The organism is Ruegeria sp. HKCCA5929 (genome assembly GCF_013034525.1).
Lineage (GTDB): Bacteria > Pseudomonadota > Alphaproteobacteria > Rhodobacterales > Rhodobacteraceae > Ruegeria.
In genome coordinates this window covers 21,803-47,741 of record NZ_WQGE01000010.1, presented here as the reverse complement: position 1 = coordinate 47,741, position 25,939 = coordinate 21,803, and the positions used below count along the sequence as shown (strand labels likewise).

Sequence of the window (25,939 nt, the reverse complement as noted above, 5' to 3'; positions counted from 1 at the left end):
CCGGTTTGATCCAGATCGTTTTGCGCGGCGGGATTCGATGAAACCATAAGCCAAGGCCTCCGGCGCCTGTCGCCGGGGGACAGGATATGCAGCACTTTGGTGCATCTGCTTGGGGGGAGCCCATGAACAAGATCTTTGAAACGCCGCTTTATGGCTATGAACGCAGCCCTGATCAGGACAGTCCCACGCCCGTCAGGCGCAAGGTCATCGTGATTGGTGCCGGTCCGGTTGGTTTGGCCGCCGCCATCGATCTGGCCCAACAAGGGATCGAAGTTGTGGTTCTGGACGAGAACGACAAGGTCAGTTTCGGCAGCCGCGCTATTTGTTTTTCTCAGCGCACTTTGGAAATTGCCGACCGTCTGGGATGTGGACACCGCTTGGTCGACAAAGGCGTGTTGTGGGATCGCGGCAAGGTCTTTTTCGATGATCGCCAGGTCTATGACTTCAACCTGCAACCGGATGAAGGATATGCCAATCCGGCTTTCATCAACCTGCAGCAATACCATTTCGAAGATTACTTCGTTCAACGGGTTCGCGAGCTGCAGGCAGAAGGCGCACCGATAGAAATTCGTGGGCGCAACAAGGTAGAGGCCATTGGCACGCACGAGGATCACGTTCGGATGGAGGTCGAGACCCCCGAAGGCCCCTACACGCTTGAGGCTGAATGGCTGATCGCTTGCGACGGAGCCACCTCTCCCACCCGCCGGATGCTGGGCATTGATTTCGAAGGGCGTGTATTCGAAGACAACTTCCTGATCGCGGATGTGATCATGGATGCCGATTTCCCATCAGAACGCTGGTTCTGGTTCGACCCACCGTTCAATCGCGGTCAATCTGCACTGCTCCATAAACAGCCTGACAACGTCTGGCGCATCGACCTGCAATTGGGCTGGGACATCGACAAGGAGCGTGAAAAGCGCCCCGAGAATGTCATCCCACGCCTCAAGGCGATGCTGGGCGAAGACGTCGAGTTCCAGCTGGAATGGGTCTCGATCTATACCTTCCAGTGTCGCCGCATGGAAAGCTTCCGCAAGGGGCGTGTCCTGTTTGCAGGCGACAGCGCGCATCAGGTCAGCCCCTTTGGCGCACGCGGGGCAAACTCGGGCCTGCAAGATACCGACAATCTGTGCTGGAAACTGAAGCTTGTGCTCGAGGGCAAAGCCCCTGAAAGCCTGTTGGACACCTACAACGCGGAACGCGTGCAGGGGGCCGACGAAAATATCCAGAAATCCAGCCGGTCGACCGATTTCATCACGCCAAAATCCGAGATGTCGCGGCTTCTGCGCGATGCGGTTCTGGATCTAAGCGAACAGTATGAATTTGCCCGACCACTGGTGAATTCCGGGCGCTTGAGCCAACCCTGCACGTATGACGGGTCTTCGTTGAACTCGGCCGATGCGCTGAACGGCCCAGCCTGCACACGCCCGGGGTCGGCCTGCCCGGATGCCCCGCTGGGCGATGAATTCCTTCTGCCCAAGCTGGCGGGCAAATTTACCTTGCTGACCATTGATGCCGATGCCCCAGACACTCTGGAAGAGGATGGGATTGAGGTCACTCGGCTGGCGTTGTCGGTCAAAGACGACCTGACGCTGGCTCTCAAACGTCGTTACTTGGGTAATGCAACCAGCGCTGTGTATCTGATCCGCCCGGATCAGCACGTAGCCGCTCGGCGGGACAGCTTTGAAGAAAACAGTTTCCGTCATGCAATCCGCAGAGCTTGCGGTAAGGAGTAAGCGCAATGTCAGACTTGATCCTAACCCCCAATTTCGACAACGCCGACGACTTTTACGCCACCCTTTTGGCGGCGCATGAAGGGCTTGAAAAAGCCGACAGCGACGCGCTGAACGCCCGGCTAGTGTTGGTTCTTGCCAATCACATCGGCGACGGAACGGTGTTGTACGACGCCATTCGCGCAGCCGCTTTGACCGAAAACTGACGGGTTTTAACGTGAACAAACCCGTTCTTTTCGACTATTGGCGGTCCTCAGCCAGCTATCGTGTGCGGATCGCCCTAAACCTGGCCGGGATCGACTATGACCCGGTTTTTGTCGATCTGGTAGGTGGCGAACACAAAAGCGCTGAGCATTTGGCACGCAATCCGCAAGGGTTTGTGCCGGTACTGGATGTCGACGGGCACCGCCTGACACAATCTTTGGCCATCCTCGACTATCTGGACCGAACGCAGCAACTTAACTTACTACCCGACGACGCGGTCGAGCGCGCGCGTGTACAGGCACTTGCATATGCGATTGCGGTGGATATTCACCCGGTCTGCAACCTGTCTGTCGCACGTCATGCGACGTCGTTAAGCAAAGAAGCAACCGACATGCCCGGAGATTGGATGCGGTACTTCATCCGGCCCGGCTTGCAAGCTTTTGAGAGCATGTTGGGCACCTTTGAACAGACACCATATTGTGTCGGTTCGGAGCCCGGCCTCGCCGACATCTGCTTGATCCCCCAACTCTACAACGCACGCCGCTGGCAGGTGGACCTGTCGGACATGCCACGTGTTCTGGGGGTTGAAGCAGCCTGCGCTAGTCATCCGGCCTTTGTTGCAGCGCACCCCGACGCGCATGCACCCCAATAACCCTGCACAGGCCCTGTGTGCCTGTGCGCCTAGGCGTTTGCCCTGTTTGACCTTAGCTTTGATAAATCAAAGAAATGAGGTCCCCCATGCCCGAGATCACCGGCTACCACGCCCATGTCTATTTCGATGCCGACACGAAGGATACGGCGCAACAGGTCTGTGAAGAGGCCGCAAGGCTGTTCCCGGTTCAGATGGGGCGTATGCATGCCCGCAACGTCGGTCCTCATCCGCGCTGGAGTTGCCAGTTGGGCTTTGCCGCCGACGCTTTTGATCAGGTCATGCCATGGCTGATGCTGAACCGGCAGGGCCTGACCGTGTTCACCCATCCCGAAACCGGTGAGCATCTGGAAGATCACCGCGATCGGGCAATCTGGATGGGTGAGATGCTGGATCTGAACCTTTCGATCTTCGACAAGCTTTAGTCCAGCGACCGCGCCTGATCCCGCAGGACAAATTTTTGCACCTTGCCCGTAGATGTCTTCGGCAGGGTGCCAAACACGACGGTCTTAGGTGCTTTGAAATGGGCCATATTGTCCCGGCAGAAGGCAATCAGCTCTGCTTCGGTCGCGGTTGCTTCGGGTTTCAGCTCGACAAAAGCACACGGCGTTTCGCCCCATTTTTCGTCTGGACGCGCAACCACAGCCGCCTCCATCACCGCCGGGTGTTTATAAAGGATACCCTCGACCTCAACGGACGAGATATTCTCACCGCCTGAAATGATGATGTCCTTGGATCGATCCTTGAGCGCGATATAGCCGTCGGGATGCATGACACCCAGATCGCCGGATGCAAACCAGCCGCCTTTAAAGGCCCCGTCCGTGGCGTCCGGGTTCTTAAGATACCCTTTCATCACCACGTTGCCCTGCATGAAAATCTCACCCATGGTTTCGCCATCAGAAGGCACGGGTTCCATCGTTTCGGGATCGGCCACCATCAGGCCAGACAGCGCCGTGTACCGCACACCCTGCCGTACTTTCAGAGCAGCGCGATCTTCTGGCCCTTTCTCATTCCACTCGTCTTTCCAGGCACACACGACCGAGGGCCCGTACGTCTCGGTCAGGCCGTAGACATGGGTGACTTCGACGCCCATCGCCTCCATCGCTTCGATCACTGCCGCAGGCGGTGGGGCACCTGCGGTCATTACCTTGATCTGGTGATCAAAGTCTTTCAGCTCATCCGGTGCATGGGCCAGCATGTTCAAAACGATGGGCGCACCGCAGAAATGGGTGACTTTCTCATCGCGGAACGCCGCATAGATCGGCTCGGCCCGCACGGCGCGCAGACAGACAGACACACCCGCATTCGCCGCCATGGCCCAAGGGAAACACCAGCCATTGCAGTGAAACATCGGCAGTGTCCACAAGTAGACGGAATGTTTGGGCATATCCCAATCCAGCAAGTCCGACTGCGCGTTCAGGGTTGCGCCCCGGTGATGATAAACAACCCCTTTCGGATTGCCCGTTGTACCAGAGGTATAGTTCAGCGTGATTGCGTCCCACTCATCGTCTGGCAAGGACCAATTGAATTCCGGGTCACCTTCGCTCAGCAAAGCATCATATGTCAGACTGCCCAGTGTCTCACCGCCCTCAAAGCTCGGGTCTTCGATATCGACAATCAAAATGTCACGCTCGACCTGCTTCAGCGCCTCTTTCACAACACCTGAAAATTCCGGGTCAACCAGCAGCACCTTGGCTTCGGCGTGATTGAGAATGAAAGCGACGATTGGTGCATCCAGGCGCGTATTGATGGCGTTCAGAACAGCGCCTGCCATCGGCACGCCAAAATGAGCCTCATACATCTCGGGTATATTCGCTGCGATGATTGAAACGGTGTCACCCTTACCAATTCCGCGCGCGGTCAGAGCACCCGCCAGTTGTCGGCACCGGGCATAGGTTTCAGCCCAGCAATACCGGCGGTCCCCATACACCACCGAGGGGTAATCCGGATAGACCTGCGCCGTTCGCTCAAGGAACGTCAGCGGCGACAAAGGCGTGTAATTGGCCCGGCTTTTGTCCAAATGACGCTCGTAGATGTTTGTGGCTGTCATCTGCTGATCCTCCCAAATCACAGTTCGCGCGACTTGAGCATAATCTTGGTGCTCTGACAAATCCGTAGTAATACGATAGGCCCAACTTCTGGCAATATGGGATGGCGCGATCTGGCCCTACTTACAACAGGCCTTTCGCGGTGATCTGAAGCATCTTAAACACAGGCGGGGGTATGGCCTGACCAATAGCCCCTCAAGCGCATCTCAGTGAAAGGACTTGTCATGGACGGCACGTTCAACGAAAACGATCTTTCCCGCGTGGTCGAGGCCGACCGCGCTCATATCTGGCACCACCTGATTCAGCATAAACCCTTTGAAACCAATGACCCGCGCATCATTGTCGAAGGCAAAGGCATGCGCGTCTGGGACCAGAAGGGCAAAGAACACCTGGACGCTGTTTCCGGTGGAGTGTGGACCGTGAACGTTGGCTATGGCCGCGAATCGATCTGCAAGGCCGTCTATGATCAGTTGATGAAACTGTGCTATTTCGCCAACTCGGCAGGCTCGATCCCCGGCGCAATCTTTGCCGAACAGCTGATCGACAAGATGCCCGGCATGAGCCGCGTCTACTACACAAACTCCGGTTCTGAAGCGAACGAGAAAGCCTTCAAGATGGTCCGTCAGATCGCGCACAAGCGCTACGGCGGTAAGAAGACCAAGATTCTGTACCGCGACCGCGACTATCACGGCTCGACGTTGGCAACCATGTCGGCCGGCGGTCAGGATGAACGGACTGCGCAATACGGACCTTTCGCGCCTGACTTCGTACGCGTGCCGCACTGCATGGAATACCGCAAGCACGAACTGGACGGCGCACCGGAAGAGAATTTCGGCGAATGGGCGGCGGATCAGATCGAAGAGGTCATCCTGCGCGAAGGCCCCGACACAGTTGGTGCCCTGTGCCTTGAACCTGTAACGGCTGGCGGCGGCGTAATCGAAGCGCCCGAAGGGTATTGGCAGCGCGTGCAGGAGATCTGCAAGAAATACGACGTGCTGCTGCATATCGACGAGGTTGTCTGCGGTGTTGGCCGGACCGGCACATGGTTCGGATACCAGCAATACGGCATCAAGCCAGACTTCGTGACCATGGCCAAAGGTGTGGCCTCGGGCTATGCGGCGATTGCCTGCATGGTCACCACTGAAGAAGTCTTTGACATGTTCAAGGACGACGCGTCGGATCCGCTGAACTATTTCCGTGACATCTCGACCTTTGGCGGCTGCACGGCCGGTCCGGCAGCAGCGATTGAGAACATGCGCATCATCGAAGATGAGAACCTGCTGGGCAATTGCACCGACATGGGCGACCGCATGATGGGCAACCTGCAAGCGCTGATGGAAAAGCACAAAGTCATTGGTGACGTACGCGGCAAGGGCCTGTTCCTGGGGGCCGAACTGGTCACCGACCGTGCGACCAAAGACCCGATGGATGAAAAGCGGGTTCAGGCCGTTGTCGCCGATTGTATGGCGCAGGGCGTCATCATCGGTGCCACCAACCGCTCGATCCCCAGCCGCAACAACACGCTGTGTTTCTCGCCCGCGCTGATCGCAACAGCGGATGACATCGACCAGATCACCGACGCAGTCGATGGTGCGCTGGGGCGTGTGTTCGGGTAAAGCGCACCAACCTTAAAATGAACGAAACCGGCGCCTATCGCGCCGGTTTTTTGTGCCGCCGTGATAGTTTGCCAATTTCCTGAACTCGAGTAGCCTGCTTGCACCCTATGCAGGAGATTTCTTTATGTTACTCAACCTATTCCGCAGCTGGGCTGCAATCCTTATTCTAGCCTTCGCAACCTCAGCCACAGCTGAAACAGGCAGCGGCTTCCCTCAGATCGTTGGCACCTGGCACGGCACCTATCTGGTGGGTTTTGCCAAATCGAACCCAAACCACGAAAAGGGCCTGTTGAAGACCGAAATGGAGTTGGAGATCACCAAGCTCGACGGCAACCTGATCACGGCCACCAACCGTTGGCGTCGAATTGGCGACACCGAATGGATCGTCGAAGAGGCGATGGGTACCTTCTCTTTAGACGACCCTACCCGCTTTGTTCTGGCCGAGGCCGGTTTGTCTGGGGATGACGTGTCAGCAGGTATATTCAACGGCGTTTACTTGGATGACGTGATCATGGTGACCTATGCGGGTCCGGGGACGGGCGTAGCCTTTGCGGCGCAATTGGTGAAGAAGGAAGGCAACAAGTAAATTCAACACCGCGCCTCAATTGGGCTTGGAGATTTCGACCTCGTCAAAGCGAAAAGTACCTGTCCCGAACGCTGCGAGCCCAATGCCCGCCTGCCCGTCCGACCCGCTCCTATTCGACGTTCTTTTGGAGAACGGGATCTGCACGACTCTGGTCCCGTTTGCATAGAACAAAACCTGCGCACCGCGCACTTGAAAACTGAGCTCGTTCGGCCCGCCGACGACAATCGCGTCATGTTCGCCACTGTGCGCCAGCCTCAGTTGGCGACCGTCCTTCTTGAAAAGAAGGAAACGCCCTTTGTCGTCCACAGTAAAAGCCGTGTAGACCCCCGACTTGCCGCTTCCCACCAGAATCCCGACACCGCCATTTCCGACGACGTCGCCATCTACAACGGCAGAAATAACCAGATCTTCGGTTGTCTCCACCCGGTCTTCACCGGGAAACTTCACCCATTGGATATCATTGAACTGAAGGCTTCGTAGTTCCTGCCGGTTTTCCATTACCAGGTAGCCATCGGCCACATAGACAGACCAAGGTGGTTTTGCTCCGAAAAAGTCAACCTGCCCTCCCAGCATCAGTGACTGGTCTTCTCCATCAAAGGTTTCTCTGATGATTTCAGGTGAAGTTGTTTCTTCCGCCTGCTCTTGCGCCAATAAGGTTTCGGGCAGACCGACAGACAGGATCAACGCCACAGCTATTTGTTCTAAAGCGCCTTTCAATAAATTCATTCTTCAGCACCTCAATCAACCTAAAGGTGTAATTCTTATAATCTTCGCACCACAAAAGTGTCATTTCTACGGAGGTTTTCCTTACTTCTTGTACAACACAAAGTCCGCAGACCCTTCTTCCAAAACAAAAAAGCCGCCCCAAACCGGGACGGCTTTTCTTTCACTGTCTCTTTTCAGAAGATCAGGCAGTCAGAGCGGCCTGAGCTTTGGCGACGATCGCGCCGAACGCTTCCGGTTCGTGCACGGCCAGGTCGGCCAGAACTTTGCGGTCCACTTCGATACCGGCCAGGTTCAGGCCGTTGATGAAGCGGGAATATGTCAGAGCTTCGTCATGCGAACGGACAGCAGCGTTGATACGCTGGATCCACAGCGCGCGGAAGTTGCGCTTGCGGTTCTTACGGTCGCGGGTTGCATACTGGTTGGCCTTGTCGACGGCCTGACGGGCAACCTTGAAGGTGCTCTTGCGGCGACCATAATAACCTTTGGCAGCCTTAATGACCTTCTTGTGACGGGCGTGAGTTACGGTTCCACCTTTAACGCGGGACATCTCTTAATCTCCTCTTAGCGGTCGTAGGGCATGTAGCCCTTGACGATCTTGGCGTCGGGGGCGGACAGGGTGGTGGTGCCACGGGCGTCGCGGATAAACTTCTTGGTCCGCTTGATCATGCCGTGCCGCTTGCCGGCCTGGCCTGCCATGACCTTACCAGTCGCAGTCACCTTGAAGCGCTTTTTAGCGCTCGACTTGGTCTTCATCTTAGGCATTTCCGTCTCCTTTTTCGGGTTCGGTTCAAAACGCGACTCGGCATGCCATCTCGGCCGGTCACGCGATCAGAAGCGCCATTTACGCAAGTTCCGTCATACTGGCAAGGGGGATTCGACCAGAATCTGCGCTTTGTGCGCGGTTGGTCTGACACCGGGGCGACGGTTGCCGCCCCGGTGGTTTGTGTTAATGGCCGAACTTGCGGATTTCACCGCTTTTCAGCCGTTCTGCATAAGATGCCAGTTCCTGACGCACCACTTTCATCAGGAAGTAGAGCGCAAAGACGTTCACCACAGCCATCGCAAAGATCGCCGCATCCGAGAAGTCGATGACCGGGCCCAGATTGGCCGCCGCACCGATGACAACGAAGATGCAGAAGATGATCTTGAACACCAGCTCTTTGGTGTGACCTTCGCCGAACAGGTAAGTCCAGGCTTTCAGGCCGTAGTAGGACCAGCTAATCATCGTTGAGAAGGCAAACAGAACCACGGCAATCGCCAAGATGAAGGGGAACCAGCTGAACGCGCTACCGAAGGCGGCGGAGGTCAGGCTGACGCCGGAGTTGCCATCAACGGTGGCAATAGCGTTACCCGCCTCGTTCAGCATGTAGTTGCCCGTCGCCGGATCGACGATCAGCTGCTGTGTGATAATGATCACCAGCGCCGTCATGGTACAAATCACAACGGTGTCGATGAACGGTTCAAGCAACGATACAAAGCCTTCGGTGATCGGTTCCTTGGTCCGAACAGCCGAGTGTGCAATGGCGGCCGAGCCCACACCCGCTTCGTTCGAAAACGCCGCTCGGCGGAAGCCCTGGATCAGCGCACCGACCATGCCGCCCGCAACACCGAGACCCGTGAAGGCACCCGCCAAGATCTGGCCAAAGGCCCAGCCGATCTGATCAGCGTGCATAATGATGATGACCAGCGCTGCCAGCACATACATCACGCCCATGAACGGTACGACCTTTTCAGTCACACGCGCGATGGACTTTAGGCCACCTACGATCACCGCAAAGACAATGGCCGCAAAGACCAGACCCGTGATCCAACCGGGGTAATCCCCGACGATTCCTGCGATCTGCTGGTGCGCCTGATTGGCCTGGAACATGTTGCCGCCGCCCAGCGCACCAAGGATACAGAAGATCGAGAAAAGAACCGCGAGGATCTTACCGCCAGGCAATCCAAGCTCGGCAAAGCCCTTGGACATATAATACATCGGGCCGCCCGATACGGTGCCGTCCTCGTATTCGTTGCGATATTTCACGCCCAGCGTACATTCGGTGAATTTCGACGCCATGCCCAACAGGCCCGCGACGATCATCCAGAACGTGGCCCCCGGCCCACCGATCCCGATGGCAACCGCCACACCGGCAATATTACCAAGACCAACAGTACCAGACAGCGCCGTGGCCAGAGCCTGAAAGTGGCTGACCTCACCGGCGTCGTTTGGATCGGAATAGTCGCCTTTGACAAGGCTGATCGAGTGCCCGAAGAAGCGGAACTGCACGAAAGCGAAATACAGCGTGAAAACCGTGGCCGCGACAACCAACCAACCCACGATCCACGGAAATCCGGTTCCCGGAAACGGTGCGAAGATAAAGCTGACAAAGGGTCCGGTTGCGTCAGCAAAGGCCTGATTGATCTTGTCATCCAGACCCGGAGCCTCTTGCGCCGAAGCGGCAGTGGCCATGAAGGCGGCAATCGCCGCAAGATACAGGTGTTGTAGCGTTTTCATTTTCCTGCCCACCTCAATTTACAACTGTGACCGGGACGTCGGCATGCATCACAAGGTTCTGTGTCGAGCTGCCGAAGATGCGTTTCTTGATACCATCCGCCGAAGCCCGACCCACAACGATTTGGGAGCCGCCGTTTTCGACCGTGATGGCATTCAGAGTTTCCGCCACATCGCCATGTCGAACGACGCCATGCGCTTCGAAACCAGCTGCCTTGAGGGCGTCAACGGCAGGTGTCACGATACGTGACGACGCCAATGCGACCTCTTCCTCGCGCCGTTTGTGGCGCAGGGCGTTTTCTTCCGGTGTTTGAAATGTGTAAGGGGACCATTCTATCACATAGGCGACCAGCAATTCGCATGTTCCGATCAGCTTTGCCAGATCTTTGGCAAAGGCAATCGCGCGTTCGCCGGTCTCTGTCCCGTCGAGTCCTATGACAATCTTTGTTGTCATCTTGTTCCTCCATTATTGTTGTTCAGTCCGGGGCCCGTGCCCCCGGCAGGGCAGCCGGAACTTGGAACTTTGGCTAAGACTGCCCTTAGGTCATTTATCTGGAAATTCTACCCACGAATGAAGCCCATTGTGCCAAATTCGCCCGTACGGGTCAAATTTCGCTTATAAATCAAGTTTTTCGCGTACAAAAAAAGGAAACGGCCGCTTTGCCAGCGGCCGCTAATTAGATTCCGGGACTATCCGGGGAAAAGCCTATTCAGGATCGGTGCTGTAGATCAGGCGTTCGTCGCAGGGGGCCACGCGCAGGATGTTGGTGGTACCCGGAACATTGAAAGGTACGCCCGCCGTGACGACAATCTGATCCGCCTCGGACGCAAATCCCCCAGCACGTGCAGCACGGGCCGCGTTGACCACTGCACCCTTGAATCGTTGCAGTTCAGGCGTCATCACGCAGTTACAGCCCCAGCTCAGACACAACCGGCGCGCCGTGCCGCGTTGCGAGGTCATGGCAATGATCGGCACTCCTGGACGTTCGCGTGCCGTCAAAGAGGCCGTTGTGCCGCTTTGGGTGAAACAGCAGATGGCCTTGATGTCGGTCTTTTCTGCAATCTCACGGGCTGCCGCTACGATGCCGTCGGCAACAGTGGTACCCTTGGCAGTGCGCGAGGCGGAGATGATCTGGGTATAAGTCGGGTCGGCCTCAACCTCGATGGCGACCTTGTTCATGGTCTGCACAGCCTCAACCGGATAGGCTCCAGCGGCCGATTCCGCGCTAAGCATGATGGCGTCCGTCCCTTCATAGATCGCCGTCGCCACATCCGATACCTCGGCGCGGGTGGGCATCGGGCTTTCGATCATGCTTTCCAACATCTGGGTCGCCACAATGACCGGTTTGGCAGCGCCACGGCACCTACGGACCAGACGTTTCTGGATTGGCGGCACAGCAGAGACCGGCAGTTCCACGCCCAGATCACCCCGCGCCACCATGATCCCATCTGACGCATCGAGAATATCGTCAAACGCCTCAACCGCAGCGGGCTTTTCAATCTTTGAAAGGATCGCAGCACGACCGTCAGCCAAAGACCGGGCCTCGAACACATCCTTGGCACGCTGTACGAAGCTCAGCGCCAGCCAGTCGACACCCAGCTGACAGACAAACTCCAGATCGTCCCGGTCCTTGGCCGACAACGCCGCCAGCGGCAGCACAACATCCGGGACATTCACGCCCTTTCGGTTTGAGATGGTGCCGCCAACTTCGACCGTGCAGTTGGCGAAGTCCTGACCGCAGTCCTGAACCGTCAGGCGGATCTTGCCGTCATTCACCAACAGGCGCGCACCCGGCTCAAGCGCCGCAAAAATCTCGGGGTGCGGCAGGCATACCCTGTTTATGTCTCCGGCGGCGGGATCAAGATCAAGGCGGAAGGCCGCGCCTTCCTCCAACTCTTCCGCCTCATTGGCAAAGACGCCAACGCGCAGCTTTGGCCCCTGAAGGTCAGCCAGAATGGCAATCGGGCTGTCCAGATCCTTTTCGACCTGCCGAATAATCTTGTGCCGTTCGCGGATCTCATCATGGCTGCCGTGGCTCATGTTCAGTCGAAACACATCGGCCCCTGCCTCATGCAAAGCACGAATGGTGTCATAGTCACTCGACGCCGGTCCCAGCGTCGCCACGATTTTTACATTTCTCAGGCGTCGCATTGGTCTTGATCTCCTTACGTCGTCTTACTTGCTGATTAGGGTACAGCAAAATGTTACCGCAAACATCGGCTGAGTGCTTATTGCGCAATTCCCTTTTCAAAGCAACTGCCCTACACCTGCGACAAACTAGATGACAGGCTCATGACGTACACCCCATTTTTTGTTCACGGCGCGGATCGCCCGTCGCGCTGGTTGATTACATGTGATCACGCAACCAACACCGTGCCGCCAGAAGTGAACGGAGGCGACCTTGGCTTGCCGCGTGAAGATATGGAACGCCACATTGCTTATGATGTCGGGGCATACGAAGTCTCCAAACATCTGGGTGAGATTTTGGATGCACCAGTGATTGCCGCCAATTTCTCGCGTCTTGTAATCGACCCCAACCGTGGAGAGGACGACCCGACCCTGTTGATGAAGCTCTATGACGGTTCGATCATCCCCGGCAATCGCCACGCGGACACCGCCGAGCGCGTCCGGCGGTTGAACATGTGCTATCGCCCCTATCACGAGGCGCTGGCGCAGATGGCCGCCCTGCCCCACGCGGTGGTCGTTTCAATGCACTCCTTCACCCGCCAACTGCGCGGACGTGATCCTCGCCCCTGGCACATCGGCGTCTTGCACACTCCGGACGAACGTTTTTCACGCCCCCTGATCGAACGTCTTCAAGCCGAAGATGATCTGTGTGTTGGCGTCAACGAACCTTACACTGGCGTGTTGCCGGGTGACGCGATTGACAAGCACTGCACCGCTTTTGGCCGTCCTAACGCTTTGATCGAGTTGCGAAATGACCTGATTGCGGATCACGCTGGGCAAAGGGAATGGGCCGAACGTTTGGCAGTTGTCTTGCAAGACGCACTGGATTCCAGCGACCTTTGAAGACGCAGGTCGCTTTTTGCGATCCGTACTTCACGCTGTTGTGAGCGCACCGCTTGATCCCCATATAGTAGGGGAAAGGGGATCGTCGTGACACATGAGTTTCTGATAACGTTTTTCGGCTGGATGGCCGCCCTCAATATCGCGGTTCTTCTGTTCACCACTGTCATGGTCCTGCTGTTGCAGGATTGGATTGCGGGCATTCATGGCAAGCTGTTCCAAATGGAGCAGCCAGACGTGAAACGTGCGTATTTCAGGTATCTTGCCAATTACAAGATTCTAACCCTTGTCTTTTGCATTGTGCCCTGGCTGGCTTTGAAACTGATGTAGGTGGGCCAGCCGGCTTATTGTAACAAGGCTGCGGGGTTGTTAGGTCAAGCACAGCACACAAAGCCACCCGGAGCAGCCTTATGGACAAGCAAACCGAAATCGAACTTCAGGCCGCCGCGTTTCGTCGGCTGCAAAAACACCTGATGGAAGACCGCACCGACGTTCAGAACATCGACATGATGAATCTGGCCGGATTCTGCCGCAATTGCCTGTCGCGCTGGTATCAGGAAGCCGCCAATGAAAAAGGCATCGAGATGGGCAAGGACGAGGCCCGCGAGGTGTTTTACGGCATGACCATGGATGAATGGAAAGCCAACTATCAGACCGACGCCAGCCCCGAGAAACAGGCAGCCTTCAAAGTTGCTTTCGAAGAAAATGTAACGAAAAAGGGCTGAGCCCAAATAAAAAGCCCGCCAAATCGGCGGGCCTTTTCTTTAGATCGCTGCCTTGCGGCTTTCGTCCAGATAAATATCGCGCAGCCGTTTGGCAATCGGCCCCGGTGTGCCGTCGCCCAGCGCAACCCCGTCGATCTCGACCACCGGCATGACAAAAGCACTGGCCGAGGTTGTGAAGGCTTCATCCGCTTCTTTGGCCTCGTCGATTGTAAACAAACGCTCTTCGATTTCCATCTGCGCTTCGGCTGCCATGCGCAATACAGCCTTACGCGTGATTCCGTGCAAAATATCGTTGGACAGCGGGCGGGTGACGATTTTGCCGTTTTTGACGAAATAAGCGTTGTTGCTGGTGCCTTCGGTCACATAACCGTCTTCGACCATCCAGGCATCGTCGCAGCCTGCTTTTTTGGCCATCATCTTGCCCATCGACGGATAGAGCAGCTGAACGGTTTTGATATCGCGGCGGCCCCAGCGGATATCTTCAATCGAGATGATTTTGGCGCCTTTCTGTGCAGCCGGACTATCAGCCAGCCCGGGCTTGTTCTGCGTAAACAGAACAAGGCTGGGTTTGGTATCTGCGGATGGGAAAACAAAATCCCGGTCGCCATCGCTGCCGCGTGAAACCTGCAGGTAAACCAGACCTTCTTCGATTTCGTTCAGCTCAACCAGCTTGCGGTGAATCTCAAGCAACTCGTCCTTGGTGCAGGGTTCGGCCATCTCCAACTCGTCCAGCGATCGTTTCAGGCGAACCGCATGACCTTCGAAGTCGATCAGCTTGCCATCCAAAACGCTGGTGACTTCGTAAACCGCGTCTGCAAACAGGAAGCCACGGTCAAAGATGGATACCTTGGCTTCGGTCTCGGGCAGGTATTCGCCATTTACGTATACGGTTCGGGTCATGTTTGTCTCCTCAGCCCCAGAGCGCGGACACCGGCGGGTGCACTCCGGCGTCGTCAAAAATCAGCGGGGTGTCGCGGTCTTCGGCCAACAAAAGCGGCCCGTCAAGGTCTGTCACCATCGCACCCTGCGCCAGAAGTGTCGCAGGGGCCATGGCAAGTGAACTGCCAACCATGCAACCCACCATGATGTGATAGCCTTCGGCAACTGCGGCCTTGCGCAGCTCCAGCGCCTCGGTCAGACCGCCGGTTTTGTCGAGCTTGATATTGATGACATCATATTTGCCTTTCAGCTTGGGCAGGCTGGCGCGGTCATGGCAGGATTCGTCCGCGCAAACCGGCACAGGACGATCCATCCCAATCAACGCATCGTCGTCCCCCGCAGGCAAAGGTTGCTCAACCAGTGCCACGCCCAACCGTACCAGATGCGGGGCGAGGTCGGCGTAAACCGCAGCCGACCAGCCTTCGTTCGCGTCGACGATAATTTTGGATTCAGGCGCACCAGCCCGCACGGCTTCAAGCCGGGGCATATCATCAGGCGTACCCAGTTTGATCTTCAACAGAGGACGATGTGCATTCTCAGCCGCCTGAGCCTGCATCGCCTCCGGTGCGTCCAGCGACAATGTGTAGGCCGTGATCTCGGGACCTGGTACCGGCAGGCCAGCAAGATCCCAAGCACGTTTGCCAGCGCGTTTGCATTCCAGATCCCACAACGCGCAATCCACGGCGTTCCGGGCAGCACCCGCAGGCAGCAGGTCCATCAGCGACTGTCGGCTAAAGTCCACAGGCAGAGCGGCAATCTCGGCCTCAACCGACTCGAGCGTTTCATCATAGCGCGCGTAAGGAACGCACTCGCCCCAGCCCTGATGCGTCCCATCCGAAACCCGAACCGTCAGCACTTTTGCTTCGGTTCGCGACCCGCGCGAGATGGTAAAAACCTGCGCCAGCCGAAACACATCGCGAGAGACCTCTATCTGCACGCAACCGCTCCTTCATCTTTTTCCAAATACTCCCGCCGGAGGCGGAAGGACCCGCCACCGGCACGTGTCTCAGATCACATAGCCGCCAGTGCGTCCACCAACTTGCCGGATCCAAAGCGGAACGGGTCGGTTGCAGGCAGACCCATGTCGGCTTCGATTTTGTCCAGATAAGCCGTCGCATCCTCTTCAGACATATGCTGCGTGTTCACCGAAACGCCGACAACCTGACAATCCGGATTCGCAACTTTGGCCAGCGCCAGCGCGGTGTCACGCAGGGCTTCCAACGATGGCTGCTGATAAGTCGGCAGACCACGCATATGTTCACGGGTGGGTTCGTGGCTCAGGATCAGCGCGTCCGGCTGACCCCCATGGATCAGTGCCATCGTCACGCCGGAATAAGACACGTGGAACAGCGAACCCTGCCCTTCGATCAGGTCCCAGTGGTCCTCATCATTGTCGGGCGTCAGCCATTCGATTGAACCGGCCATGAAATCCGCAATGACTGCGTCAAGCGGCACACCATCGCCGGTGATCAGGATGCCGGTCTGACCGGTCGCCCGGAACGTTGACTTCATACCACGCTTGCGCATTTCCGCGTCCATCGCCATCGCAGTGTACATCTTGCCAACCGAGCAATCGGTGCCCACAGCCAGGCAACGCTTGCCTTTGCGCTTGATTCCGTTGGCAATTGGGTAATCCACCTCAGGCACACGCACGTCGTGCAACTTTTGACCGGTTGCTTCGGCGACGGCCACCAGATCGGGTTCGTCGCGCAGAAGGTTGTGCAGGCCCGAAGCCAGGTCGAATCCTTCCTCCAGCGCCATGACCAGAACCTTTTTCCAGTCCTGGCTGATGACACCGCCACGATTGGCCACGCCAATAACCAAAGTCTTTGCACCGGCTGCCTTTGCCTCGGTCAGGGTCATATCCGTCAGACCCAGGTCAGCCTTGCACCCTTCCATGCGGTATTGGCCGACGGCGTTTTCGGGGCGCCAATCTTTGATGCCCACAGCTACTTTGGCCGCCAATTGGTCGGGCGCATCGCCCAAAAACAGCAGGTACGGTGTCTCGATCATTGCGGTCACTCCTTTGATTCCGGCCTAAGCTAGAGAAGCGGCAAAACGAGCGTTTCGCGTTTTTGTCCGCCCAGAATGGTCGGCGCGCGATTATCATGCGCAGATTTGCCAAGAAGCGCAAAAATCTTCGAAGTTTTCAAAGTGACTAAACTTTAATCACCTTCTTCGACTTGCTCCATTGCTGTTTTCTGCAACCGCATTGCCGCAGATGCACAATCGCTCTTGCGCCGCCTTGCGCAATTTAATACCTCATTGAGCAGGAAAATCGCAATTTCATTACTCACACGAGGTCCAGATGAGTTTTCGCATCCAACCTGCCGCACCGGCACGCCCAAATCGTTGTCAGCTTTTTGGCCCCGGGTCGAACACCAAGCTGTTCCCCAAAATGGCCGCTTCGGCTGCGGATGTGATCAACCTTGACCTCGAGGATTCGGTTGCGCCTTCGGACAAGGATGATGCGCGCGCCAATGTCATTGAAGCGCTGAATACCGTTGATTGGGACAACAAATACATGTCCGTCCGGATCAACGGGTTGGACACGCCCTACTGGTACCGCGATGTTGTCGACGTTCTTGAGCAGGCAGGCGACCGTTTGGACCAGATCATGATCCCCAAAGTCGGATGCGCGGCGGATGTCTATGCGGTGGACGCGCTGGTCACTGCCATCGAACGCGCCAAGGGCCGCACAAAACCAATCAGCTTTGAGGTCATCATCGAATCTTCTGCCGGCATCGCGCATGTCGAAGAAATCGCGGCCTCATCCCCCCGCCTTCAGGCCATGAGCCTTGGGGCAGCGGATTTCGCAGCCTCGATGGGAATGCAGACCACCGGCATCGGCGGCACGCAGGAAAACTACTATATGCTGCGCGATGGCGAAAAACACTGGTCCGACCCGTGGCACTGGGCGCAAGCCGCAATCGTTGCCGCTTGCCGAACCCATGGCGTGTTGCCGGTGGATGGGCCGTTCGGTGATTTCAGCGACGACGAAGGCTATATCGCGCAGGCCAAACGTTCAGCGACTTTGGGCATGGTCGGTAAATGGGCGATCCATCCCAAGCAAATCGCACTGGCCAATCAGGTCTTTACCCCATCGGACGAAGCCGTGTCCGAAGCGCGCGAAATTCTTGCCGCCATGGAACAGGCCAAGGCAAATGGCGAAGGCGCGACTGTTTATAAAGGGCGTTTGGTCGACATCGCCTCAATCAAGCAAGCTGAAGTCATTGTGGCACAGGCCGAACTGATTGCGGCAGGCAGCTAAGTAAAAAAAGGGCGCTTAATCGAGCGCCCTTTTTTTGCCGATACTTCAACGACCAAATACTTCATTGGGTGTCCACGTAAAGCGTTCACCCTTTTTTCCTGACTTCATCATCAAGCAAGAGGTTCCCAATTTCTGGAAGTAAACGATCTTCAACGGATACCAACCCGCTTTGGGCACTTCTACTTCGGTGCGCTGATTGGCTTCACAGCCTTGAATGCCGGATACACGGCCAATCTGTTGGCCTCCTACATAGGCCTCGATCCCGTCGTTGGACCACGTTTCCAACTCGTAAACCCCCGGCGAGTTGAACCGCATATAGCCCGTCACCTCGGCGGCAACATTGTAAGCTTGGTCGAACGTCATAACGTCTTCGCCCTTGCTTGTGTCCCTGTAATCTAACCCCCGCAGCGGTTGTCCGGGCTTTGCTTTAGACAATAGGCTTTTCGCCTGACTCAAATCCCGGATCTTCTTGTGCTGGTTGCCCGTACCAAAGTACTTTACGTTCAACCCTGCCTTCGGGCTGGGTTGCGGACTGGCAGGCTGCAGTTTCAGCGGTGCAGACCAAGCAGCCCCGGCAACCACCGACACGGCAATTGCGGCTGCCAATGTTTGAACAAGTTTCATCGTTATCTCCCTGTTTGCGTGCCGTTTTGGCTAGGCTTATCCCCTGGCAACGTCATTACAGTGACACTAGGCCCTGAATTTTTACCCTGCAAGAGAGTGAAGCTTCACAATTTCAGACGTTACGCGCGCAAGTCCTTGGGCGATCCCATAACCACATACGACGTGATCGACGTAACATGGGGCAGTGTTCCCAACACCTCGGTATGAAAAGTCTTGTAGGACGGTAGGTCGGCGCATTCGACCCGAAGTAAGTATTCGATGGTGCCAGTGATGTTGTGGCATTCGACAACCTCGGGGGCTTGTTGCAGGGCGCGTTCAAACCCCTCTTGCGCGGCTTTTGTGTGCTCACCCAAGCCAACACCGATAAAGGCAACAAAGCCCACCCCCATGGCGGCTGGGTCCAGAACCGCGCGATAGCCAGTGATAACCCCAGCCTTTTCAAGCTCTTGCACGCGGCGCAGACAGGCCGAGGGCGACAGACCGACCCGTTCGGCCAATTCCAGGTTACTGATCCGCCCATCACGTGTTAATTCACGCAATATCTGGCGGTTTTTTTGATCATTCTTCATCATAAGTTGCGGACATACCGAAAAAACGCACGAAAAAGCAATTTCATTCTTTCAGACCCGGGCAATACTGCGCGCCATGACCTATGACATCCTAATGGCCCTGATCGTCTTCGCCTTCGTGACCTCGATCACCCCGGGGCCAAACAACCTGATGCTGATGGCATCAGGCGCGAATTTTGGTTTTCGACGCTCGATCCCGCATATGTTGGGCATTGGCCTGGGGTTCACGGTCATGGTGCTGCTGGTTGGTGCAGGGTTGGTACAGGTGTTCGACAGGTACCCGATCAGCCACACAGCGTTGAAAATCGTTTCCGTCGTTTATCTGCTGTATCTGGCTTGGAAGATTGCACATGCCGCACCAGCCCAAGGATCCGAGGCGTCGGGTGTCCCCATGACATTCCTGCAAGCGGCCGCCTTTCAATGGGTGAATCCCAAGGCCTGGGCCATGGCCCTGACGGCCACGACGGCATATGCCCCCAATCAGACGCTGCACGCGATCCTGCTGGTGGCCCTTGTTTTTGGGGCGGTCAATCTGCCCTCGGTCAGCACCTGGACGGTCCTTGGGCAGCAGATGGCGCGCGTGCTGACAAATCCGCGCAGGCTGGTGACCTTCAACTGGGCGATGGCCGCGCTGCTTATCGCCTCGCTCTACCCTGTGCTTTGGCCACACTGAGTGATGATGACAAGCAGTGGTTCTTAAGCTATGCCGCATGGCAACTGAAACGCGACGCGGCATGCAAGAAAGGTACCCCTGATGGCCAACCTACTCTACGATGGTTTGTTCGGTATCCACGCAGGAAAAGACACAACTTTTTTGTATTTGCCTGATGGTAAAACCCTCAGCTATCAGGCGTTTTTGAATGCCGCAGCTCAGATCGCGCATGTATCGGCAAAGCTGGGTCTGAAACCCGGGGATCGCGTGGCCGCGCAGATCGAAAAATCGCCCGAGGCGTTGGCGCTTTTTGCCGCCTGCGCACAGGCTGGCCTTGTGTTCCTGCCGCTCAACACCGCCTATACCGTCGATGAACTCACGTATTTCATAGAAAACAGCGGCGCGTCTCTTGTCGTTTGTGATCACTCCGCTCTCGAAAAGCTAAAACCGGTAGCGGCCCGGCTTGATGCGCAGGTTGAAACCCTGAACGCCGATGGCTCGGGCTCTTTGATGGATCACGCAAAAGATATGCCCGTGCATTTCGAGACCGTTGACCGGGACGGAGAGGATTTGGCCGCGTTCCTCTATACCTCTGGCACCACCGGCCGATCCAAAGGCGCGATGTTATCCCAGAACAACTTGTTGTCCAACGCGCAGACATTGGTCGAGGAATGGCGCTTCACCTCAGACGATGTGTTGCTGCACGCCTTGCCGATCTTTCACACCCATGGGCTGTTTGTGGCGACCAACGTGATGTTGGCGGTAGGCGGCAGCATGATCTGGCTGCCCAAATTCGATCTGGACCAGATCATCGACTGGATGCCGCGCGCCACGTCAATGATGGGCGTTCCAACCTTCTACACCCGCCTTCTGGGCGACGCGCGTTTCACCAAAGAATTGACGGTCCATATGCGGTTGTTCGTGTCCGGCTCGGCCCCTTTGCTGGCCGACACTCATGTGCAGTTCGAAGAACGCACCGGCCACCGTATCCTGGAACGCTACGGCATGACCGAAACAAATATGAACACGTCAAACCCCTATGACGGAGAGCGCCGCGCCGGGACAGTCGGCTTCCCGTTGCCCGATGTCGAGCTGAAGGTTTGTGACGCTGACGGCAACACCCTCCCGCAAGGAGAAATCGGTGTCCTAGAGGTACGTGGCCCCAATGTCTTCAAAGGCTATTGGCAGATGCCCGAGAAGACCGCTGCGGAACTGCGCGCGAATGGGTTCTTCATCACCGGCGATCTGGGGCGCATAGATGAGGACGGATATGTCCATATCGTCGGGCGCAACAAAGACCTGATCATCTCGGGCGGGTATAACATTTACCCCAAAGAGATCGAGTTGGTTCTGGATGACCAGCCCGGCGTTTTGGAAAGCGCGGTGATTGGTGTCCCGCACCCCGATTTCGGCGAAACCGTCCTGGGTGTGATCGTGGCCGAGCCCGGAGAAAGCCCCGATTTGGACCAGATACAAACCTCAGTGTGTGAAAGCCTGGCGCGGTTCAAACATCCGCGCAAATTGATCGTGATGGATGAACTTCCCCGCAATACCATGGGCAAAGTTCAGAAAAACATCTTACGCGATCAGTACAAGGACATGTTCTCAAACACCTAAGGTTGAGCGTCTTTATACCCTGCCTTGGGATTTCCATCCAAGAATGCTGAGGCAGGCAAACAAAACTGCCGCCACACAGACAATCGATGGTCCCGCAGGGGTGTCAAAAACATAAGCCGCTCTTAGCCCAGCAACGGCTGAAAACGCGCCGATCCCGGCGGCAATCAGGGCCATGGACTCGGGTGAACGCGCCAAGTTGCGGGCCGCTGCGGCCGGAATGATTAGCATGGCCGCAATCAGCAGAACGCCCACAACTTTGATCGCCACTGCCACGGTGACAGCCAGGGACAGTGTCAGGATCAACTGCTCTCGCTTAGGATCAAAGCCGCTGGCATAGGCCAGTTCTTCGTTCAGAGTGGCCGTCAGCAGCTGCGACCAGCGCCACGTGATCAGCGCGACAACCAACGCCGCGCCGCCCCAGATCACGATGAGGTCAGAACGGGAGACTGCAAGAATGTCCCCGAACAGATACGCCATCAAATCGATGCGCACGCCGGACAAGAACGACACAGCCACCAAACCAAACGCCAAGGCAGAATGCGCCAGAACGCCCAATAGGGTATCCATCGCATAGCCGCGACCGGCCAACAGGGTCACGGTCAGCGCCATGATCAACGCAACGGCCAGTGCGCCGGTGAAGATCGACATCTGAAAGGTCAGCGACAACGCCACGCCCAGAATCGCAGCATGTGCAGTCGCATCCCCGAAATACGCCATCCGCCGCCACACGACAAAGCACCCCAAAGGCGCCGCTGCAAAGGCCACGCCGACACCGGCGAGCGTCGCGCGAGTCATGAAATCATCAAGCATTATTCTGCCGCTTCTTTGGGTGGGTGGTCATGATCATGATCGTGATTGTGGTCATGCTCGTGCCGGTACAACGCCAGCGCACCACCGGTGCCCGTGCCAAACAGGGCCCGGTATTCCGGTGCCGATGCCACAACCGCCGGAGAGCCTTCGCAACAGACATGTCCATTGAGGCAAATCACCCTGTCCGAGGCGCTCATGACCACGTGCAATTCGTGGCTGATCATCAGGATGGCACATCCGGTTTCACGGCGCACCGCCTCAATCTGTTGATAGAAGCTGGCTGACCCACGTTGATCCAGCCCCTGGGTCGCCTCGTCCAGCAACAGAATATCAGGCCGGTTGATCAACGCCCGCGCCAACAGAACCCTTTGGAATTGTCCACCGGACAATTGCGACATCTGGCGGCGCAACAGGTCCGGCACACCGGCAGTTTCCAGCGCTGCAACACACTGCTTGCGCGACACACGATCGGTCAGGCGCATAAACCGTTCAACTGAAATAGGCAGCGTCGGGTCGACATGCAGTTTCTGAGGTACATACCCAATCTTCAGACCTGGCTTCAGGGACACTTGCCCAGAAGACGGACGCGTCGCACCGATAATGGCCCGCAGCAAGCTGGTTTTTCCCGAACCATTGGGACCGACGATGGTGACGATTTCACCCGGTTCGACGGCCATGTCCACACGACTCAGCACGGTATGCGCCCCATAGCGCACGCTGAGGTTTTCAACGGTGATCAAGGCCATCTTTATGCCTTTTCGGTGCAGTCGGGGCAGAGACCCTCGGCTTCTACAACCGTACGTTCAATCTCGAAACCCGCCGCGCGTGCGGCAGCGCCCAGAACACCTTTGGCGGGGGCTGATTGCGCTTCGGCAACGGCATCACACTTTCTACAGATCATGAACGCCGGGGAATGCGACTGCCCCGGATGCGAGCACGCCACAAACGCATTCAACCGCTCGATCTTGTGGACAAATCCGTTCTGCACCAGAAAATCCAATGCGCGATAGGCAACGGGCGGTTGTGAGCCAAATCCTTCGGCGCGAAGCCGGTCCAGAATTCCGTAAGCGCCAATCGCGCGATGCTCTTGCAGCAGCATTTCAAGAACCTTGCGGCGCACTGGCGTCAGGCGCAGCCCTTCAGCCGCACAGCGGGCTTCAGCCGAGGCCAGGGCCGTCTCGACGCATGTCTGATGGTCATGTTCTTGAAACCCTACCGGAGCCGTGTCTTTGGCCGGTACAGGGCGTGCATCACTTGTCATGTTATTTCATATCATGTATTGCCACTCGCAACGTTATAAAATCACACAGAGGGTCTGATGTCCAGAAAGCTTCTTCCATTGTCGATCACAGCTGCATTGATGGGTGGAACGGCCCTTGCGGACGCACCAAATGTTGCGGTTGATATTGCACCGGTCCATTCGCTGGTCGCCCGTGTAATGGACGGCGTCGGAACCCCGGACCTGATCGTTGCGCCGGGCGCATCGCCGCATGAATACAACCTTCGCCCGTCTGAAGCCGCTGCGCTTCAAGAGGCCGATCTTGTGTTCTGGATGGGCGAAGACCTGACGCCATGGATGGAGAATGCGATCGATACGCTGGCCGACGGTGCAACCGTCACATCCATGCTGGAGGCTGACGGTACTGTTCTTCTTGATTTCCGCGAAAACGCACTGTTCGAGGCGCATGATCACGGGGACGAAGATGACCATGACGACCACGCCGAAGACAAGGATCACGACGATCACGACCACGGCGATGATCACGACCATGATGATCATGCCAAAGAAGATGGGCACGATCATGACGATCATGCCAAAGATGACGACCATGATCACGAAGAACATGCGGACCACGACGGGCATGATGATCACGACGATCATGGCCACGAAGGTCATGCCGAAGAAGATGGGCAAGATCATGAGGATCATGACGAGCACGATCATGACGATCACGCCAAGGATGACCATGATGATCACGACGACCATGGCCACGAAGGGCACGCCCATGGCGACCATGACCCCCATGCCTGGCTGTCACCGGCAAATGCAGAAACCTGGCTGAATGTGATCGCGGCGCAGCTGTCTGCGGCGGACCCTGAAAATGCTGGCACCTATTTTGCCAACGCCGCAGCTGCGCGCGAAGAAATGGCTGCGCTGTCTGCTGAAGTGGCCGAAACCTTGGACCCTGTGCGGGGCGGCAGCTTCATCGTGTTCCACGACGCCTACCAGTATTTTGAGGACGCCTTCGACTTCCCCGCCTCGGGCGCAATTTCGATCGGTGATGCGTCCGACCCCAGCCCAGCGCGCATTGCGGAAGTTCAAGGGCGTATCCGCGATGAAGGTATCGACTGCGTATTGACGGAACCTCAGTTCAATCCGGGCATCGTTGAAAGCGTCATGGGTGGCGTCGAGGCAAAAACCAGCGTGATTGATCCGCTGGGATCCAATCTGGAACCGGGTGTCGATCTTTATCCAAATGTCATTCGTAGTCTGGCGAAATCCCTGGCCGAGTGCCTCTGAATCTGTCGTTTCAGCCCGGCCAAGGTCGGGCTGCTTGCAGCCCGGGGTAACGCTTTTTGCGAGTATTTCAGTTGGGTGACAGCGTTACCCCGGGCGCTCAAACAATCACGTCAACACCCGGTTCAAAAAGGCGCGCAATTAATCGCTTTCGGCATTTGCGGCAACACAAACCACGCAAAAGTCAGCTTGTGTTGCGATCCGATTGTACAATCCAGTCCAAAAACTGTGCGGCGCCAGCCTTGCCAGCGCCCGATGGGGTAACCGAACAAAAGTACCCTCGTGACGTCTCGCGCTCATGATCGCAGGCGCGTACCAGCGATCCATTTGTAAGGTATTCACGCATCAACGGGTACCAGCCGATTCCAAAGCCGAGCCCGTTCAAAATCGCGCGCAGGTAAACCATGTAACTGACATACGTGTCATGAGGTGGCGGTTGCGAAATAACAAGCCCAGTTCCGGCGAAGAAACGATTCCAGTCGCCACGATGATCCGCGCTGTTGAGGTGCAGTAGTTTCTGTTCCGACAGCGATTGCAAATTGAAGGGCGCACGGTTGTCCAACAGATCAGGATGGCACACAGCGATCATGCTTTCCTTGAAAATCAAACCACTTACAGTTTGCGCCAGCCCCCCTTCCCCGAACAGAATAACGACATCGCAGGCGTTTGGATCGAAATCGTCGTTCTGATCTCGCGTCATGACCTGAAGTTTGACATCCGGAAAGGTGGCCTGAAACTCGGCCAGCCTTGGCAGCAGATAGTGGCTAGTGAAGCCGATACTCGCACTGACCTTCAAGGTGTCAACCGCGTGACGGCTTTGCAACGCTTCAAACCCGTCTCGGATCGCCTCGAAACCTGCGCCTACGGCTTTGGCCAGAAGGGCTCCGTCCTCGGTTAAAGTCAGTTTCGGCTTACTTCGAAGGAATAGCTGCGTACCCAGCTCTGCTTCAAGGGCGGCGATCTGACGGCTGATCGCTGGCTGCTGGACGTTCAGTTCCCGCGCGGCCCGCGAAAAACTCAGATGTCGCGCTGATGCATCAAATGCATTGATCTGGTGAAGAGGGATCGGCCGCGTCACAATCATTCCTCAGGTGAATGTATTCCATTCATCGTTTCCGTCTTTCCTCAAATTT

29 protein-coding genes are annotated in these 25,939 nt (G+C 56.7%); 13 read left to right on the top strand and 16 right to left on the bottom strand.

From position 1 onward, the window contains the following. The first annotated feature begins 122 nt into the window (after window positions 1-122). The 4 genes from GOV90_RS19035 to GOV90_RS19020 all read left to right on the top strand — a co-directional run bounded on the left by GOV90_RS19035 (window position 123) and on the right by GOV90_RS19020 (window position 3,008). Entirely contained in the window at window positions 123-1,733 is a 1,611-nt protein-coding gene (locus GOV90_RS19035) for an FAD-dependent oxidoreductase (RefSeq protein ID WP_171172882.1), read from the top strand. A gap of 5 nt (window positions 1,734-1,738) precedes the next feature. Further along, window positions 1,739-1,936, top strand: a complete 198-nt coding sequence (locus GOV90_RS19030; RefSeq protein ID WP_171096237.1) for a DUF2783 domain-containing protein — start codon at window positions 1,739-1,741, stop codon at window positions 1,934-1,936. An 11-nt stretch (window positions 1,937-1,947) separates the two neighbouring features. Then, window positions 1,948-2,586, top strand: coding sequence for a maleylacetoacetate isomerase (gene maiA / locus GOV90_RS19025; protein ID WP_171096239.1), 639 nt, complete (start codon window positions 1,948-1,950; stop codon window positions 2,584-2,586). A gap of 86 nt (window positions 2,587-2,672) precedes the next feature. Then, on the top strand, window positions 2,673-3,008 hold the full coding sequence (locus GOV90_RS19020; protein WP_171096241.1) for a DOPA 4,5-dioxygenase family protein: 336 nt from the start codon (window positions 2,673-2,675) through the stop codon (window positions 3,006-3,008). On the opposite strand, the gene GOV90_RS19015 is transcribed toward GOV90_RS19020, so the two are convergent. Beyond that, window positions 3,005-4,633, bottom strand: coding sequence for an acyl-CoA synthetase (locus GOV90_RS19015; RefSeq protein WP_171096244.1), 1,629 nt, complete (start codon window positions 4,631-4,633; stop codon window positions 3,005-3,007). The genes GOV90_RS19020 and GOV90_RS19015 overlap by 4 nt on opposite strands. A 222-nt stretch (window positions 4,634-4,855) precedes the next feature. Between GOV90_RS19015 and GOV90_RS19010 the strand changes: the two genes are divergently transcribed. After that, a complete protein-coding gene (locus tag GOV90_RS19010; protein ID WP_171096246.1) occupies window positions 4,856-6,247 on the top strand; it encodes an aspartate aminotransferase family protein in 1,392 nt (463 codons plus the stop codon). 124 nt (window positions 6,248-6,371) lie between these two features. Next, on the top strand, window positions 6,372-6,833 hold the full coding sequence (locus tag GOV90_RS19005; protein ID WP_171096248.1) for a hypothetical protein: 462 nt from the start codon (window positions 6,372-6,374) through the stop codon (window positions 6,831-6,833). 15 nt (window positions 6,834-6,848) lie between these two features. Here the strand turns inward: GOV90_RS19005 and GOV90_RS19000 are convergent, their stop codons facing one another. The 6 genes from GOV90_RS19000 to pyk all read right to left on the bottom strand — a co-directional run bounded on the left by GOV90_RS19000 (window position 6,849) and on the right by pyk (window position 12,205). After that, window positions 6,849-7,559 carry a hypothetical protein gene (locus tag GOV90_RS19000; protein ID WP_171096250.1) on the bottom strand — a complete coding sequence of 237 codons (711 nt, stop codon included), beginning with the start codon at window positions 7,557-7,559 and terminating at the stop codon, window positions 6,849-6,851. A gap of 181 nt (window positions 7,560-7,740) precedes the next feature. Then, the gene (rplT, locus tag GOV90_RS18995) at window positions 7,741-8,106 is read right to left on the bottom strand and encodes a 50S ribosomal protein L20 (protein WP_152457001.1); all 366 of its coding nucleotides are present in this window, start codon (window positions 8,104-8,106) and stop codon (window positions 7,741-7,743) included. 14 nt (window positions 8,107-8,120) lie between these two features. Then, the gene (rpmI, locus tag GOV90_RS18990) at window positions 8,121-8,321 is read right to left on the bottom strand and encodes a 50S ribosomal protein L35 (protein WP_005981143.1); all 201 of its coding nucleotides are present in this window, start codon (window positions 8,319-8,321) and stop codon (window positions 8,121-8,123) included. 184 nt (window positions 8,322-8,505) lie between these two features. Next, the gene (locus tag GOV90_RS18985) at window positions 8,506-10,056 is read right to left on the bottom strand and encodes a sodium:alanine symporter family protein (protein WP_171096251.1); all 1,551 of its coding nucleotides are present in this window, start codon (window positions 10,054-10,056) and stop codon (window positions 8,506-8,508) included. Window positions 10,057-10,069: 13 nt separating this feature from the next. Next, on the bottom strand, window positions 10,070-10,507 hold the full coding sequence (locus GOV90_RS18980; RefSeq protein WP_171096253.1) for a universal stress protein: 438 nt from the start codon (window positions 10,505-10,507) through the stop codon (window positions 10,070-10,072). A gap of 252 nt (window positions 10,508-10,759) precedes the next feature. Next, entirely contained in the window at window positions 10,760-12,205 is a 1,446-nt protein-coding gene (pyk, locus tag GOV90_RS18975) for a pyruvate kinase (RefSeq protein ID WP_171096255.1), read from the bottom strand. Between the two features lie 141 nt (window positions 12,206-12,346). Between pyk and GOV90_RS18970 the strand changes: the two genes are divergently transcribed. The 3 genes from GOV90_RS18970 (at window position 12,347) to GOV90_RS18960 (ending at window position 13,806) form a co-directional block, all read left to right on the top strand. Next, complete coding sequence (locus GOV90_RS18970; RefSeq protein ID WP_171096257.1) at window positions 12,347-13,084, top strand: N-formylglutamate amidohydrolase; 738 nt, start codon at window positions 12,347-12,349, stop codon at window positions 13,082-13,084. Between the two features lie 87 nt (window positions 13,085-13,171). Beyond that, on the top strand, window positions 13,172-13,411 hold the full coding sequence (locus GOV90_RS18965; protein WP_171096259.1) for a DUF6868 family protein: 240 nt from the start codon (window positions 13,172-13,174) through the stop codon (window positions 13,409-13,411). Between the two features lie 80 nt (window positions 13,412-13,491). After that, window positions 13,492-13,806: a DUF1244 domain-containing protein gene (locus tag GOV90_RS18960; RefSeq protein ID WP_170469595.1), complete on the top strand. Its 315-nt coding sequence runs from the start codon at window positions 13,492-13,494 to the stop codon at window positions 13,804-13,806. A 39-nt stretch (window positions 13,807-13,845) separates the two neighbouring features. Here the strand turns inward: GOV90_RS18960 and GOV90_RS18955 are convergent, their stop codons facing one another. The 3 genes from GOV90_RS18955 to dgcN all read right to left on the bottom strand — a co-directional run bounded on the left by GOV90_RS18955 (window position 13,846) and on the right by dgcN (window position 16,758). Then, window positions 13,846-14,706, bottom strand: a complete 861-nt coding sequence (locus GOV90_RS18955) for a D-amino-acid transaminase (protein ID WP_171096260.1) — start codon at window positions 14,704-14,706, stop codon at window positions 13,846-13,848. 10 nt (window positions 14,707-14,716) lie between these two features. Beyond that, window positions 14,717-15,682 (bottom strand): N-acetyl-D-Glu racemase DgcA, encoded by a 966-nt coding sequence (gene dgcA, locus GOV90_RS18950; protein WP_171096263.1) that lies wholly within the window; start codon window positions 15,680-15,682, stop codon window positions 14,717-14,719. Window positions 15,683-15,756: 74 nt separating this feature from the next. Then, window positions 15,757-16,758 carry an N-acetyltransferase DgcN gene (dgcN, locus tag GOV90_RS18945; RefSeq protein ID WP_171096264.1) on the bottom strand — a complete coding sequence of 334 codons (1,002 nt, stop codon included), beginning with the start codon at window positions 16,756-16,758 and terminating at the stop codon, window positions 15,757-15,759. 295 nt (window positions 16,759-17,053) lie between these two features. Between dgcN and GOV90_RS18940 the strand changes: the two genes are divergently transcribed. After that, complete coding sequence (locus GOV90_RS18940) at window positions 17,054-18,016, top strand: L-malyl-CoA/beta-methylmalyl-CoA lyase (RefSeq protein WP_171096266.1); 963 nt, start codon at window positions 17,054-17,056, stop codon at window positions 18,014-18,016. A gap of 45 nt (window positions 18,017-18,061) precedes the next feature. Here GOV90_RS18940 and GOV90_RS18935 read toward each other — a convergent pair whose 3' ends face one another. After that, window positions 18,062-18,640, bottom strand: a complete 579-nt coding sequence (locus GOV90_RS18935) for a PA14 domain-containing protein (protein WP_171096268.1) — start codon at window positions 18,638-18,640, stop codon at window positions 18,062-18,064. A 119-nt stretch (window positions 18,641-18,759) separates the two neighbouring features. After that, window positions 18,760-19,212: an Lrp/AsnC family transcriptional regulator gene (locus tag GOV90_RS18930; RefSeq protein WP_171096270.1), complete on the bottom strand. Its 453-nt coding sequence runs from the start codon at window positions 19,210-19,212 to the stop codon at window positions 18,760-18,762. A 73-nt stretch (window positions 19,213-19,285) separates the two neighbouring features. On the opposite strand from GOV90_RS18930, the gene GOV90_RS18925 reads away from it, so the two are divergent. Both GOV90_RS18925 and GOV90_RS18920 read left to right on the top strand, forming a co-directional pair. Then, entirely contained in the window at window positions 19,286-19,882 is a 597-nt protein-coding gene (locus GOV90_RS18925) for a LysE family translocator (RefSeq protein WP_171096272.1), read from the top strand. A gap of 81 nt (window positions 19,883-19,963) precedes the next feature. Beyond that, window positions 19,964-21,478 carry a malonyl-CoA synthase gene (locus tag GOV90_RS18920; RefSeq protein WP_171172881.1) on the top strand — a complete coding sequence of 505 codons (1,515 nt, stop codon included), beginning with the start codon at window positions 19,964-19,966 and terminating at the stop codon, window positions 21,476-21,478. Window positions 21,479-21,490: 12 nt separating this feature from the next. Here the strand turns inward: GOV90_RS18920 and GOV90_RS18915 are convergent, their stop codons facing one another. Genes GOV90_RS18915 through GOV90_RS18905 form a run of 3 tightly spaced genes read right to left on the bottom strand, consistent with a single transcriptional unit; the run spans window position 21,491 to window position 23,549 of the window. Continuing rightward, the gene (locus GOV90_RS18915) at window positions 21,491-22,288 is read right to left on the bottom strand and encodes an iron chelate uptake ABC transporter family permease subunit (RefSeq protein WP_171096276.1); all 798 of its coding nucleotides are present in this window, start codon (window positions 22,286-22,288) and stop codon (window positions 21,491-21,493) included. Next, a complete protein-coding gene (locus tag GOV90_RS18910; protein ID WP_171096279.1) occupies window positions 22,288-23,034 on the bottom strand; it encodes a metal ABC transporter ATP-binding protein in 747 nt (248 codons plus the stop codon). Before GOV90_RS18910 ends, GOV90_RS18915 begins: the two co-directional genes overlap by 1 nt. Before the next feature lie 2 nt (window positions 23,035-23,036). Next, complete coding sequence (locus tag GOV90_RS18905; RefSeq protein ID WP_171096281.1) at window positions 23,037-23,549, bottom strand: transcriptional repressor; 513 nt, start codon at window positions 23,547-23,549, stop codon at window positions 23,037-23,039. 57 nt (window positions 23,550-23,606) lie between these two features. Between GOV90_RS18905 and GOV90_RS18900 the strand changes: the two genes are divergently transcribed. Then, on the top strand, window positions 23,607-24,809 hold the full coding sequence (locus GOV90_RS18900) for a zinc ABC transporter substrate-binding protein (RefSeq protein WP_171096283.1): 1,203 nt from the start codon (window positions 23,607-23,609) through the stop codon (window positions 24,807-24,809). Window positions 24,810-24,990: 181 nt separating this feature from the next. Here GOV90_RS18900 and GOV90_RS18895 read toward each other — a convergent pair whose 3' ends face one another. Then, window positions 24,991-25,884, bottom strand: coding sequence for a LysR substrate-binding domain-containing protein (locus GOV90_RS18895; RefSeq protein WP_171172880.1), 894 nt, complete (start codon window positions 25,882-25,884; stop codon window positions 24,991-24,993). Window positions 25,885-25,939: the final 55 nt, after the last annotated feature.